The sequence below is a fragment of the Grimontia sp. NTOU-MAR1 genome (genome assembly GCF_035758505.1).
GTDB classification, from domain to species: domain Bacteria; phylum Pseudomonadota; class Gammaproteobacteria; order Enterobacterales; family Vibrionaceae; genus Enterovibrio; species Enterovibrio marinus.
Window position 1 is genome coordinate 571,695 of record NZ_CP142109.1, and the last position, 13,275, is coordinate 584,969.

At 48.2% G+C, this 13,275-nt stretch carries 12 protein-coding genes; 2 read left to right on the top strand and 10 right to left on the bottom strand.

Translation table 11 applies throughout. The annotated features are described in order from the left end of the window. Positions 1-26: 26 nt before the first annotated feature. The gene (locus VP504_RS20505) at positions 27-1,400 is read right to left on the bottom strand and encodes a PAS domain S-box protein (protein WP_198159545.1); all 1,374 of its coding nucleotides are present in this window, start codon (positions 1,398-1,400) and stop codon (positions 27-29) included. Between the two features lie 203 nt (positions 1,401-1,603). On the opposite strand from VP504_RS20505, the gene VP504_RS20510 reads away from it, so the two are divergent. Continuing rightward, positions 1,604-2,032 carry a cupin domain-containing protein gene (locus tag VP504_RS20510; protein ID WP_325895216.1) on the top strand — a complete coding sequence of 143 codons (429 nt, stop codon included), beginning with the start codon at positions 1,604-1,606 and terminating at the stop codon, positions 2,030-2,032. A 48-nt stretch (positions 2,033-2,080) separates the two neighbouring features. Continuing rightward, positions 2,081-3,601, top strand: a complete 1,521-nt coding sequence (locus tag VP504_RS20515; RefSeq protein WP_325895217.1) for a hypothetical protein — start codon at positions 2,081-2,083, stop codon at positions 3,599-3,601. Between the two features lie 52 nt (positions 3,602-3,653). Here the strand turns inward: VP504_RS20515 and VP504_RS20520 are convergent, their stop codons facing one another. The 9 genes from VP504_RS20520 to VP504_RS20560 form a co-directional block, all read right to left on the bottom strand. Next, a complete protein-coding gene (locus tag VP504_RS20520; RefSeq protein WP_325895218.1) occupies positions 3,654-4,403 on the bottom strand; it encodes an ABC transporter ATP-binding protein in 750 nt (249 codons plus the stop codon). Then, on the bottom strand, positions 4,400-5,143 hold the full coding sequence (locus tag VP504_RS20525) for an ABC transporter permease (protein ID WP_325895219.1): 744 nt from the start codon (positions 5,141-5,143) through the stop codon (positions 4,400-4,402). The genes VP504_RS20520 and VP504_RS20525 overlap by 4 nt, the downstream gene beginning before the upstream one ends. A 28-nt stretch (positions 5,144-5,171) precedes the next feature. Then, positions 5,172-6,164, bottom strand: a complete 993-nt coding sequence (locus VP504_RS20530; RefSeq protein WP_325895220.1) for an ABC transporter substrate-binding protein — start codon at positions 6,162-6,164, stop codon at positions 5,172-5,174. 251 nt (positions 6,165-6,415) lie between these two features. Next, the gene (locus tag VP504_RS20535; protein ID WP_325895221.1) at positions 6,416-7,840 is read right to left on the bottom strand and encodes a gamma-aminobutyraldehyde dehydrogenase; all 1,425 of its coding nucleotides are present in this window, start codon (positions 7,838-7,840) and stop codon (positions 6,416-6,418) included. 9 nt (positions 7,841-7,849) lie between these two features. Further along, positions 7,850-8,665: an ABC transporter permease gene (locus VP504_RS20540; RefSeq protein ID WP_325895222.1), complete on the bottom strand. Its 816-nt coding sequence runs from the start codon at positions 8,663-8,665 to the stop codon at positions 7,850-7,852. Further along, the gene (locus VP504_RS20545) at positions 8,655-9,611 is read right to left on the bottom strand and encodes an ABC transporter permease (RefSeq protein ID WP_325895223.1); all 957 of its coding nucleotides are present in this window, start codon (positions 9,609-9,611) and stop codon (positions 8,655-8,657) included. The genes VP504_RS20540 and VP504_RS20545 overlap by 11 nt, the downstream gene beginning before the upstream one ends. Then, positions 9,608-10,594 (bottom strand): ABC transporter ATP-binding protein, encoded by a 987-nt coding sequence (locus tag VP504_RS20550; RefSeq protein WP_325895224.1) that lies wholly within the window; start codon positions 10,592-10,594, stop codon positions 9,608-9,610. The genes VP504_RS20545 and VP504_RS20550 overlap by 4 nt, the downstream gene beginning before the upstream one ends. A 39-nt stretch (positions 10,595-10,633) precedes the next feature. Further along, entirely contained in the window at positions 10,634-11,794 is a 1,161-nt protein-coding gene (locus VP504_RS20555; RefSeq protein ID WP_325895225.1) for an ABC transporter substrate-binding protein, read from the bottom strand. A gap of 315 nt (positions 11,795-12,109) precedes the next feature. After that, positions 12,110-13,066, bottom strand: coding sequence for a LysR substrate-binding domain-containing protein (locus VP504_RS20560; protein WP_325895226.1), 957 nt, complete (start codon positions 13,064-13,066; stop codon positions 12,110-12,112). Positions 13,067-13,275: the final 209 nt, after the last annotated feature.

A 13,275-nucleotide genomic window follows, 5' to 3' on the forward strand; every position in this document is an offset into this window, starting at 1 on the left:
AAAAGCGATCATACCATGACTGGTCTTTATTCGTGGGCGACTAAGCCCGTTTCAAAAAACACAACAGTAATATATTGGTCAGCTTCATGGCGTAAGGACGACAAATAGATAGAGAACTGCTTTTCCCCCGACTTTTCCGAACCGGTAATATTAAATTTCGGCGTTTCGTTACTGGAGATGCAAGCCATAATTTCGCTGGTCGTTTCTTCAGAAAAAAGGGTGTTAAGGTGCCTGAGATCGGAAAGCTTCTTCCCAGACTGTATTTTGGAAAACTGATTAGCTTTAATGATTTTTTCATTCTTAATTAACAAGATGCCATATTCATTTTCACTCAAAAATAAACGGGTGTAGATGTCGTCTTCTAGATGTTTTCGCTCCTCTATATCTATCTTCGTGACATCCTGATTTATTTCAAATGCGCCGAGAAAATCGTTATGGCTGTTATAAATGGGTGCGGCATAGGAAATGATCTTTTTGAAGTTGCCATCGAGAGATTTAATGGTGATGACTTTAGGGTCTATGGCCTGCTTATTCTCTATTGCCATTGAAAGTGGGCGCTCAGAAGCTTTGAGTAAATGGCCATCTTCGGTGCTCCAACTTTGTGTCGTCTGGTAGTGCTCTAGTTTGGCAAAGGTGGAGCCTCCCCAAATGCGTTCGGCTTCTGGGTTGGTGAGATTAATGACGCCTTTTTCATCTGTTCCCCAAAACCCTACCGGGATAGATTCCAGAATACGTCTCAGCAGTAGTTCTTTCTTCTCAAGCGCTTTTTCTGCCTCTTTCCTTTCCGTGATTTCAGAGCATATACCAATGACTTTTGTCGGCCTATTTGAAGAGTCGAAGTATAGCTTTGCCTTTGAATTAAACCATTTAACTATGCCTTCTGATGTAACTGAAGAGAAATCCCAGGAGTGTGGTTCATCTGCACCAAACACATGTAAAAGCTCTTCAAGGGCCATGTCAGCATAGGGAAGCATACAATTGGGGAGGTTATTATCCTCGACACCAAAAAAATCAGCAGCATTGGAAGAGCACTCAACTGAACCTGTCAGAACATTCCATTCCCAAGTAATAATATCTGCCATTTCATGGGCTTGCCTCATTCGCGCTTCACTTTCCATGATCTGGTTCAGGTACTCTCTACGCATGTCTTTGGCATTGGATTCGTCGTGCGAGATTTGCTGGACGCTTTCTACGGCTTCATCACCGTATCGCAACCATATCCAATTGACTTTCAGATGGTCAGCAAGGCTTCTTAGATTGCCATATTCAATTTGTCCGCCTTTGGTCCAGCGGTTCACCGAAGGGATAGAGGTGCCGATAGCCGCTGCAACTTCAGCCTGAGTTTTATTTTGTTGTTTAAGCAAGGATTTTAAACGCTCGCCGAAGTTGTTTTTTTCCATATTCGTCCTCAAGCGGCATCTAGAAGATTAGGAGAATGAAATATTAGCATGAAGTATCGGAAATTAAGGGGTAATTTCTTATTAGGTAATTTATTACTTGACGAGTAATTTTTTTAATTATATAGGTTATTGTACGGTTTAAATGGCAATAAATTATGAAATAAAAGGCATATTAAAGTGCATGTTTAATACTGGAGAATATTATGAAAATAAGAGTAATCATGACGTTATGTCTGACTGCTGTCGCTGCAAATGTTCAAGCTCATGGAGTAAAGGTCCCGTCTGATAGCAAGAGCCTTCAAATATTCAAAGATGTGCTCTCAATGCAAATAGCGTCAATGAATGAGCCTGGCGTGAACGCCTATTTTGAAGATATTGTCGGTTCTGCTGATCCCAATGCGCCTATTGCCTGCGGTATCTTCAAAATTGAAAAGGGTAACCCTCTTGTTTACACCTATGGTTATGACGACAGCAAAGTGATCCTGGATGGACACATCTATTTTTCTGATGGTAACCAGAAGGTTAAAGGAGAAGTGGGTGACGTATTGTTCTTCCCGAAAGGCTCAACAATCACTTTCTCGACGGATGATTCAGGACTGGCTTATGCCTGCGGACAAAGGAAACTGTTCTAGAGACGATGGTAACTATCACTAGAAATAGGACTTTAGGGAGAGAAGGACATGAAGTTATCCCTAGCACAACCAGCCTTTGCTGCCGCCGCTTACCTTTCGTACGGAGCCGCAGCACTGGCAGTTGAGAACTTAACAGATCTGACCCATAACGACCCGTTTTTTTACACCAGTGATCAAAATATTAAGGCGGACAACAACGTCAAAGTTTTACTTGGCATAGGGCGTCCAAACCGAACACATTCTCAGATCCCCCATCTTCCCGTCTACATGGGATACATGAATACCAATTCGACCTATCGGTTTGTGAATATTGCCGAACAGGTATTTACCATGATTGGTGAGGGCAAGCATGGTCTTTGGCGTGTGCAGGAAAATGGGAACGTCAGGCTGTACCGGCGGCGCAACGCCGAGGGGATTCAGCCCGGAAGTGATTTATATGCGGAAGAGGCCGTTAAGAAAATCGGTAATGAATACGGCTACTACTTGGAGGATGAAAGCTGGTCTGGGTACAAATACCCTGATGAAAAACTGAGCGAAAGCGGTAATCTCAATTACATCGATGTTCCCATTACCCACCCCATCTTCAAGGGCAAATACGCCAACCATGAGCCAATCGACCTCTCAAACTGGTATTGCACCATGTCTGGTAACGACTTCCCCTATGCCAAGAAAGCAATGGATTTTGCCTTTAGTCAGGATGCAGCGAACCAAATAGGTCCTCTTGGTAAAAGAGCGGGGCTTGATGTAAAGGAAAACTACCTCAACGTGCTCAGACTCGATCATTTTCCCGATGCCAAGTCCTGGGTGAATGTTGGGCAGGAAGGAAAAGATACGTCTTTTGTTGAGTGGAAAGCGATTGATACCTCAAAAACTCATGTGGAGTACTACCTGGTTGAGCGTACTTTCTTCAACAAGCCTTACCTTTTTTTGACGGCCGTTTACGATAATCTCAATAACGCAGATCACCAGTATGTCAGGCCTGATGGTGCGTATTACGCGTCCTTAACTGATACAGGCAAGCTAAAAACTGAAGTGACCATGGCGCCAAGGTTTAACTTACTTGGCGGGAGTGAAGGAGAGGCTATTGGTTTGCCAATCTATGGTGTTCACCATCCTAACCGGGCTGTATTTGGTGGGGGTGGGGCATGTCCGCTTAAAGGTGGAGATTGGGGACGTTACCCTGATACGGCTGGTGGTGCGGGTTGGCCCACGCAATATGAGGAAGTGACACCGCTCTGTGATGCTGTGCTTCTCGACATCAAGTTTTACACCAATCTTGATGGACGTTCCTGGAACGACCCGAACAAATATCTGGCCAATGCAGGATTTGGGACAGAAACCGTGACCTATAAGATGCAGCCCGGTGAATACGGTGTTTTCACGGACGACTACCACACCTCGAAAGGCATTAAAAACCCTGACAGTCAGCAAGTGCCGGAGAAGTTAGAACTCACCTATCCGGCGGTCTCTGAGCCTGTTGGCTACAATGAACCTCCTGCGGGAAATGTGATGCTGGGAATGATCCCCAGTGAACAGAGTACTTGTCGGCCAGTACTCGCCAAAAACTGAGCGACACCCTTTTGCGAAGGTAAGAGCGGGTAGGTGATTGATGCCCGCTTTTTTATGCCCCAGCGTCCAGCACTCCTGAAAGTATCTGGGGATGCACTGAGAACAGGTTTGCAACAATGTCATCAATGCGTTTTCTGCCGTCGTCTCTGCCAAGCCAGCGTCCACTGGGCTGGTCGATTTCCATTCTATGAATGACTGTCGTCGGAGGTCGGCTTAGAAACCAGACTTCATCTGCAAGAGAAACGGCCTCTCGAAGATCGTGTGTAACAAACATCATGGTCGACTGCTGGTGTTGCCAAAGGTCGATAAGTTGTTTCCTGAGTAGCTCGGCAGTTGGGACGTCTAGTGAGGTGAAAGGTTCATCCAGCAGCAAAAGATCAGGGTGATACACAAAAGCCCGTGCAATACTGACACGTCGTTGCATACCGCCGGAAAGTTGGGAAGGGTAGGTATCCAGTTTGTCGATAATACACATTGCATCAAGAGTCTCTTGGATGGCGGGGTTGTCTTTCCCGCATATCAACGCCAGATTTTCTTTAGCGGTGAGCCAGGGCATAAGCCTTGGGGTTTGGAAGATATAACCCACCTTTGGCTCATCCCCTGAGACGCCGGAAAAGATGATCTCGCCTTTGCCTGATGATTCCAGTCCCGCAATCATGTTGAGCAAGGTGGATTTTCCACAGCCGGAGGGGCCGACAATGGCGGTGATTCTTCCTGGCTTAACGCGAGCTTTCAGTGTGCTTAGAACTGGAGCCTCTGACCCAAAGCGCTTGCCTTCGATATTGAGCGTAATGGATATCATGCCCGCCCCCTTGAGACAACGTTGTCGAGCGGGCGGAAAATCAATGCTTCGAGCAGGAATATCACGGTTACAAACGCAAAGGTGTAGGCAAGAATCCCGGCAATATCGAAAAACTGGAACATGGTGTGAAGCTTGAATCCAACACCATTGCTGCGACCTAACAGCTCTACAACCAGCACGATTTTCCAGATCAGTGAAAGCCCGGTACGTGCGGAAGCCATGATGTATGGATAAAGCTGGGGTAGGAAGACGTTAAGAAAGCGCTTAGTTGGGGGAAGGCGGAACACCTTGGCAACATCCATCAAGTCATTATCAATCACCCGCGCCCCTTCGCGGATCATCGCAACAACGGTGGGGATCTTGTTCAGCGCTACGGCAGTAACGGCCGCTGTTTCCACCAGACCAATGCTCAGGTAGCAAAGCAAGATTGTCACAAGGGCTGGGATGTTGAGGGCAAGAATCAATACCGGGTCCGAAAGCTCATTGAGCCGTGGAAATCGCCCCATCATGATGCCGAAGAACACCCCAAGTACCATGGAAATGATGAAGCTCAGAAATACCCGCCAAAGTGTGATGCCAAGATGAGAGAGCATTTGCTCATTGAACAGTTCAAAGACAAAAGCGTTGTAGACCTTAACGGGTGTTGGGTATTCGGCGCTGTTAACCAGCGCCGCTGACCACTGCCAGAACACCAGCAGTAGAATCGGAAGGAGATAGCGTTGGTAGCCCGGTAAGCGCACTCGTCAGCAAATCCTCTTTGGTATTTGGCTATGGTTGTAGCCAAAAGGTGCCGTCACTCAGTGAGGTTGATTCACCCACGAGTTTTGGCCCACCCTCTTTAGCGAGAATATCGAAGATCTGGGCTGCCGCTTTCAACTGCTCGTCACCGAAAGTCCCTGAGAACCCACTGCGATAGGCCGCTTTCAACGCGTTGAAAACGTCGTCATTCTCGGCTTTGGTGAGCGGTCGTATAACGTCCCATTCATCATCCGAAGCGCGTAGCAATGCTCTCGCTTCTTCGGATGTTTTCAAAAACGCTGAAACAAGGGATGGGTTCGCATTCGCCCACTTTTCATCGAACACCCAGCCAAGCATAGGTACTTGAGTGTTGATCCCTAAGCCTTCAACGATTTCATCAAGGCTGATAACAGGTTGGAATCCAGCCGCTTTGAGCCTTGCGCCGTAATGCCAGAAGTTGATACCGAGTGGGACTTTGTTTTGCATCAGAAGTTTGTTTAACAGCGGAGGCGCGACAAACTGTTGTTCAGTCAGTTCGCTGATGGCTTTGTCTTCTTTGGCTTCGCAATAGGCTTGGTAAAGAAGCCAGGTTTTGTCGACAGAACCACCCGCTATCCCGAGTGTCTCTCCGCTGATATCACAGGGAGAAGAAAGGGTTAAATTCGAAGCGGCATACACGCCCCCTGCGGTGGCAGATGTCGGAGAAAGCGTATAGGTTTTGCCTGCCGCACGTTGTCTACTTACCCATACCCAGTCAGAGAATATGACATCGACGGCGTCACCTTGTAAGGCCACGGAAGACGCGTTTTTCGAAGCCAGCGGCGTAATATCTAAAACAAAGCCGGCTTTCTCGTCCAGTTTGTGGCGCTTAACAACGTCCATTTCCCAGTTAATGGTACCGAACTTTAGTACCCCGACTTTGACCACTGGGAGTTCGTTAGCGAGCGCTGAGAAAGATGTTGCTATCAGGACGGTGGCGGAGAACAGACTACGTCTTAACGCAGCGGAGAACATTCTAACCATGACGGTTAACCTCTTGATTCCGGTGGCAACAGATTTAAAACTAAGCAGTTAATTGTTTATGCACAATGCTACTTTGTGACGAAAAAACACAATTGCTGTGTTGAAACAGTCGTATGCATGTTGTTTTTGTTCAATGTGAGCGAAGCACTTGTGCCTCGCTCCAAAGGTCAACATACCCCAAGAAAAAAAACCATTGACCAAATAGGACCCGAGGGGAGGAGGTGATCAATGGGTTTCGCAAAAAGGTTAACTTAATGTGCAATCATCACATGCCTGATGGCGGTGTAATCATCTAAGGCGTACATCGACATGTCTTTGCCATAACCCGAGCGTTTCATACCGCCATGGGGCATTTCATTGGTCAACATAAAATGGGTGTTTATCCAAGTGCAGCCATATTGAAGCCTTGCTGCCGTTGCCATGGCTTTACTGACATCACGTGTCCAGATAGAAGAAGCCAAACCGTAATCTGAGTCATTCGCCCAAGATACTGCGTCTTCAACATCTGAAAAACGTGTCACCGAGACCACAGGCCCAAAGACTTCCTTGCGGACGATTTCATCACTTTGCAGCGCACCAGCGATGACAGTGGGTTCATAGTAAAAGCCATTCCCCGGAAGTGTTTTCCCACCTGTCACAACTTCAATGTGTTTTTGGTTGGAAGCGCGCTCTACAAAGCTGGCGACGCGTTCTCGCTGGCGCAGTGAGATGAGCGGACCAATATCATTCGTCTCATCATCTTCATTATTGTACTGGATAGTGCTAACGGCAGCGCTGAGGTCAGCCACTAATTTTTCGTAAACGCTGTCACCGACATAAATACGGCAGGCTGCCGTGCAGTCCTGTCCGGCGTTGTAGTAGCCAAAGTCTTTGAGACCGGCGACCACGAGGTCAATATCCGCATCGTCAAACACAATAACAGGCGCTTTTCCACCTAATTCTAGATGTGTTCGTTTTACGGATTTACTCGCGGCTTCCATCACTTTCTTGCCGGTCGCGATATCACCAGTAATAGATATCATATCAACGTCAGGGTGATTGATAAGGGCATTCCCGACAGTTTCACCCCGGCCAAGCACCACATTGACGACACCCTCAGGTAACTCGCTGGCAAGTATATTCACAAGATGCAGCGCGGTGAGGGGTGTTTGCTCTGAAGGTTTGAACACAACAGTATTACCACCACCAATTGCGGGTGCCAGCTTCCATGCGGTCATCATTAACGGATAATTCCATGGCGCGATTGAAGCGACAACACCGATTGGATCCCGGCGTAACATAGAAGTGAACCCTTCCAGATACTCTCCGGCCGCCGTGGTGGTTGTGCACCTTACTGCGCCTGCAAAGTAGCGGAAGCAGTCAACGATAGCAGGAATTTCATCATTGAGAACCGCACCATAAGGTTTCCCGCAATTGAGCGATTCAAGTCGCGCAAATTCTTCAGCGGAGGCTTCGATACGGTCGGCGATTTTCAGTAAGCACGCTGATCGCTCCGCAGGTGTTGTGCGGGACCACTGACTGAAGGCTTTTTTAGCCCAGAAGACTGCGCGATCAATTTGATCCCTGGAGGCTTCTGGCAGCTCTATGATAGTTTCCCCATTTCTTGGGTTCAGTATGGTTTCTTTCGCATCTTGGCCAGCTTCTATGCTTTTCCCAATCAACATGTTTGTGTCCATGAATCCTCCTCACTTTCCTTGTCCGCCAATGTGGCTGCCTTCACGCGTCACGTAATAGGCGATAAGAATTGGTAGAAATGTCACCAGAACGACGACCATAGCAACAACGTTGGTGACGGGTCTTTGCCTTGGTCGCACAAGCTCTTCCAACATCCATATGGGTAAGGTGGCTTGTTGCCCGGCGGTAAATGTGGTGACGATAACTTCGTCAAATGAAAGGGCAAATGCCAGCATGCCACCTGCCAATAATGCAGTAGCGATATTGGGCAAGATCACATGTCTAAAGGTCTGGAAGCTGTTCGCACCTAGATCCATCGATGCTTCAATCAATGCTCCTGAGGTCCGGCGAAAACGTGCTACCGCGTTGTTGTAAACCACAACAATACAGAAGGTGGCGTGGCCCAATACGATAGTCCAATAGGAAAACGGAATGTCAGCCAGATTGAACGCTGAGCGAAGAGCAATCCCCGTGATAATGCCTGGTAGTGCGATAGGTAAAATCACCAATAGGGAAATGGTTTCACGTCCAAAGAAACGAGACCGCGAAACCGCTGCCGCACAGAGTGTTCCTAATATCATGGCGATGATGGTTGCCAAGCTGGCGACTTTTAGCGAAAGGGTCAGCGCCTCCCAGACATCAGGGCGGTTCCAGGTCACCTCAAACCAACGCAGTGTGAAACCTGGTGGTGGCCACTGGTAGCTCTTTTCTTCAGTCGTAAACGCGTAGACAAATATCAACAGGATAGGCAGGTGTAAAAAGGCCAGCCCACCGAAAGCGGCGACTTTCAACAACCAAGGTGCTTTTGGGGAAGAATTAGAGTGCATTGAAGGCCCCCATGCGCTTCGCGCCCATTAGATAGAAACCCATGATCACGATTGGGACCACCGAGAAGGCTGCGGCCAGAGGAATATTCCCGGCAGTGCCTTGGTGAGAGTAAACGGCTTGCCCGATAAATAGGCGGGATGAACCGATGATCTGAGGGATGATGTAATCCCCCAGTGTCAGTGAAAACGTAAAGATTGAGCCGGCGACCATACCTGGGAGCGCCAGAGGAAACAGCACGTGGCGGAACGTCTGAAGTGGCTTTGCGCCCAGATCTGAGCTGGCTTCCAGCATGCTCGATGGCACGCGTTCAAGCGAAGCTTGCAGCGGCAAGACCATGAAGGGTAACCAGACATAAAGGAAGACCAGAAAGGTTCCTGTATAGCTCACAGACAGCGAGTTACCGCCAATAATGGGAATTGAAAGGTAGGCGTTAAGCAGCACATCAAGGTGCAGCTGGGTAAGCAGCCAGTTAAGAATGCCCTCTTTTGCGAGTATGAGTTTCCACGCATACACCTTGACCAAATAACTCGACCACAGCGGTAGCATCACCCCAAGATAGAACAGCGCCTTCCATTTTCCGTGCGCGTAGCGGGCAGCAAAGTAAGCAACGGGAAAGGCAATGATCGCAGCGCCAACTGTCACAAATGCCGCCATAGACACGGTACGGACAATAATGTCGAGGTTGGCGGCGCTGAAAAGTTCGCCATAGGTTTTCAGTGTAAATTCGTACTGAATCAGTCCGGTGAACTCGTCGATGGAAAAGAAACTTTGGATGAGAAGCGCAAACAAACTACCCAGATAGACGACACCTAGCCATAGCACGGGGGGGCCAAGAAGAATCGCGAGCAAAACGCTTGGCTTTCTCCAAAGTAAATCCGAGAAGCTGACCAAGAACCCTTTTGGAGCGGCACTGGGTGTTGTGACAGTAGAGGCTTGATGATTCATTTGGCCTCCATCAAGTGCAGGTCGGTGGGCTGCCAGTTTACGCGAACATGCATGCCTTCCTCTGGCAGGACCGACGAAGAAGGTGCGAGCAACGAGAGGGCGTAACCTTCAACATTCAGGCTTAACTTTGTCATTACCCCTAAGAAGCTGCGTCCTGTTACCGTGGCGTATAGGCCTCCTTCATTAACAAGGTTCACCGATTCTGGCCTCAGACTTGCCCATCGGGATTGTCCGCTCAGGCGTTCAACAAATTGCGGTGGCAAAACGTTGGATGAACCCACAAAGTCGGCGACAAACCTTGATGCAGGACGACGATAAATGCCTTCCGGTGAGTCTACCTGCATGGCACGTCCTTCTGAGAAAACCGCAATCCTGTCAGCCATGGAAAGTGCTTCACTTTGGTCATGGGTAACAAGCACAAAGGTAATGCCCAATTGACGTTGCAGCGATTTCAACTCTTCCTGCATTTGCTCCCTGAGTTTGAGGTCAAGGGCGCCGAGCGGCTCATCAAGAAGCAGTACACGGGGCTTGTTGACCAGCGCACGAGCCAAGGCGACGCGCTGACGCTGCCCACCGGAAAGTGCCGCTGGACGTCGGTCTGAAAAGCCCTGAAGCTTCACCATTTCCAGCACACTTTCAGCTTCCCGGTAGCGTTCGCTTTTTCCTACGCCAGCGATCATCAACCCATAAGCCACGTTGTCGAGAACGTTGAGGTGAGGAAAGAGCGCATAGTCCTGAAAGACAGTATTAATCTGTCGCTGGTAGGGGGGAATGCCCGACACACTCTCACCGAATAGTCTGATATCTCCAAAGGAGGGCTGCTCGAAGCCAGCAATAAGGCGAAGACTGGTGGTTTTCCCTGAGCCTGAAGGACCGAGTAAGGCAAAGAATTCACCTTCTTCGATAGACAGGGTTAGGTCATCAACAGCCTTAACATCGCCATAGCAACGTGAAACCGATTGGAAACTCACAGCGTCGGACATCGTTACCTCCTTGTGTCCTGGAATTTCTACAGGGTGGCCTTAACGGCCACCTATCACACCAATGTAATCAGATACCCAGCGGTAGTAGGGCACGCACTTACCTTGGCTCTTGCACTTTGAGACAGGGGTTTGCCAGAACTTAATGCGGTCAAACTCTTCCATTCCATTGAGTTTGCAGCCTGCGGCAGTTTGCATGCCCCGGCCATCTGTACACGCTTCGGGAACACTGGGGTTTGCGCCGAACCATACTGAGAGATCACTTTGAAGGTTGGAAGCAAGGGTATGTTCCATCCAAAGGTATGCACAGTTAGGGTTATCGGCGTCGGCATGCATCATGGTGGTATCCGCCCAGCCAGTGGCACCTTCCACAGGGATGGTTGATGAAATGGGCTGCTTGTCTGCAGCGAGCAGATTGACCTGGAATGGCCAGGAGCCTGACGCCACCATGCCTTCATTCTTAAAGTCATCAATCTGGATAAAGGCATCATGCCAGTAACGGGAAACTAACTTTCTCTGCTGTCTGAGCAAATCAAGCGCCGCGTTGTATTGCTCTTGGTTGAGCTCGTAAGGGCTGGTGATGCCAAGCTCTGGTTTATGGTGCATCAGGTAGTTGGCGGCATCTGCGATGTGTATTGGTCCATCATAGGCCTGAACGCGTCCCTTGTTGGTCTTCCCGTCAGGCAGTGTGACTTCCTCGAAGACCACATTCCAACTGGTCGGCGCTTCCTTGAAAACGTCCTTGTTGTACATCAGTACGTTGGGTCCCCACATGTAGGGAGTCCCGTAATGTGTACCATCAACGGTATGCCAAGGTGCGTTTTGCAGTCGCTGATCGACGGTCTTCCAGCTTGGGATTAAGTCAATATTGACGGGTTGCACGCGTTTGCCTGCAATCAGGCGCAAAGATGCGTCGCCAGAGGCAGTGACCAAATCAAAACCACCTTCGTTCATCAAGGCGACCATTTCGTCTGATGTGTTGGCGGTTTTTACGTTTACCTTACAGCCCGTCGCTTTTTCATACCCCGTGACCCAATCAAAATCAGGGGATGTTTCACCGCGTTCGATATAACCCGGCCAAGCGACAATGTTTACCTGACCTTCGGGTTTACCGATCTTGGTGAGAGCATCTGCTGTCGCGGCGCTTGAGGCGGCGAAAATGAAAGTGGAAGCGATAATTGCGGTAATCCTTGTCTGATTCATTTCCTTTCTCTCCCTGTGTACTTCTCAAAAAAACGAAAGTCGGAATCAACCTCTAAAAGCTTTGTTTTTTGAGCCCACATTTACAAATGGGATATCCAGAAGAGAGGTATAGGAAAATCCGATACCGGAGGTAACCACAAGAAAAATTGGTTTTTTATCATGACAATAAATAGCCGAAACAGCTGATGAACTTATCGAAAAATTAACGTTTTTCTGGCAAACATACCGAAACAAGATGAATTCGAGCATCTTCAGGTTGTTTGGGTATAGAGGGTGTTTGCTATTGACTCATCAGTTAACTCGCGATAACTGCGTTCATTGCTGAATATTGCCCTTCTTCGATGAGGCAGTGGTGGTGGAGAATATGTTGGATGACATATCTTCTGAATAGGATTTGAGCATATCTACGAAGGCGCTTGCGGCAGGAGTTAGCCGAAAGTGCGCAATTTTAGCTACACCAACACATAGAGGCCTGAGGTTGTCAATTAACGGCATGGCTTTCATCTCACCGCCATCCAATGCGTGGTTATTGATAAGAGGTGTATTGAACAGTGTATATCCAAATCCGTTTGCCACTAAACTCCTGACCATTTCAAGTGACTGCGCTGGATAGGCGAAATTTGGTTCCAGATCTTGGCTAAGAAATAAAGAGAAAAAATAGTCACGGGTCATTGGCCAGTCCAGATATACCATCGGCAAATCAACAAGATCACTAAGAGATAGTGATTCCTTACTAGACAGGGGATGTGAAACAGGTAATACGGCGTAGGGGGCGAAGGTTAATAGAGGTTCAAATTCGATATCAGATGGCACTTGTAAATCGTACGTTACTGCGAGTTCATAACGGCCGTCATACATATTTTGAATAATGTCTTTTTGATGTGCCTCATCGCAGTAAATATTGACATCGGGATAGGCTTCGACGAAACGCCTCATTAGCAGCGGAATTAATATGGGTGTGAAGGTTGGAAAGCCAACTATTCGCAGTGACCCGCTTACCTCTTCCCCTAAGGAACTGGCATAACGGCCAAGCCCCTCTGCGTCCGAAAGGAGTTGCTTGGCTTTTAGAATAAATTGTTTGCCTGCAGGTGTGAGAGAGAGACCTTGGGCATGATGCCTGACAAACAGTTGTAACCCTGTAATTTCTTCAAGATGAAGGATGGCCGAGGAAATTGAGGGTTGTGAGACGTGAAGAGTTTCAGCGGCTCTGGTTACACTGCCAAATTGCCCTGCGGTAACAAAATATCGAAGTTGTTTTAGGGTAAAGTGCATGTTGTTCTCCCGAAAATGCTCTGCAGCATGATACTTACAGGCAATTTCACATCACTCTGTAAAATAATCTTACACTATGGGCCTTATCTTCCAAGTTTGTATTAGGTAATGCGGTTTAGCGTTGAGAGCGGGCATCTGCCAGCCAACAAAACCCATGATATGGCGGAAGAAAACATGGGAGAGGTAGACTTAAAGGCCACTGAAAGGGA

What these genes read in the sequence shown, in the direction of transcription:
- VP504_RS20520 (WP_325895218.1), bottom strand. Translation starts at nt 4,403, where the DNA reads ATGATATCCATTACGCTCAATATCGAAGGCAAGCGCTTTGGGTCAGAG.
- VP504_RS20505 (WP_198159545.1), bottom strand. Translation starts at nt 1,400, where the DNA reads ATGGAAAAAAACAACTTCGGCGAGCGTTTAAAATCCTTGCTTAAACAA.
- VP504_RS20510 (WP_325895216.1), top strand. Translation starts at nt 1,604, where the DNA reads ATGAAAATAAGAGTAATCATGACGTTATGTCTGACTGCTGTCGCTGCA.
- VP504_RS20540 (WP_325895222.1), bottom strand. Translation starts at nt 8,665, where the DNA reads ATGCACTCTAATTCTTCCCCAAAAGCACCTTGGTTGTTGAAAGTCGCC.
- VP504_RS20535 (WP_325895221.1), bottom strand. Translation starts at nt 7,840, where the DNA reads ATGGACACAAACATGTTGATTGGGAAAAGCATAGAAGCTGGCCAAGAT.
- VP504_RS20555 (WP_325895225.1), bottom strand. Translation starts at nt 11,794, where the DNA reads ATGAATCAGACAAGGATTACCGCAATTATCGCTTCCACTTTCATTTTC.
- VP504_RS20515 (WP_325895217.1), top strand. Translation starts at nt 2,081, where the DNA reads ATGAAGTTATCCCTAGCACAACCAGCCTTTGCTGCCGCCGCTTACCTT.
- VP504_RS20560 (WP_325895226.1), bottom strand. Translation starts at nt 13,066, where the DNA reads ATGCACTTTACCCTAAAACAACTTCGATATTTTGTTACCGCAGGGCAA.
- VP504_RS20530 (WP_325895220.1), bottom strand. Translation starts at nt 6,164, where the DNA reads ATGGTTAGAATGTTCTCCGCTGCGTTAAGACGTAGTCTGTTCTCCGCC.
- VP504_RS20545 (WP_325895223.1), bottom strand. Translation starts at nt 9,611, where the DNA reads ATGAATCATCAAGCCTCTACTGTCACAACACCCAGTGCCGCTCCAAAA.
- VP504_RS20550 (WP_325895224.1), bottom strand. Translation starts at nt 10,594, where the DNA reads ATGTCCGACGCTGTGAGTTTCCAATCGGTTTCACGTTGCTATGGCGAT.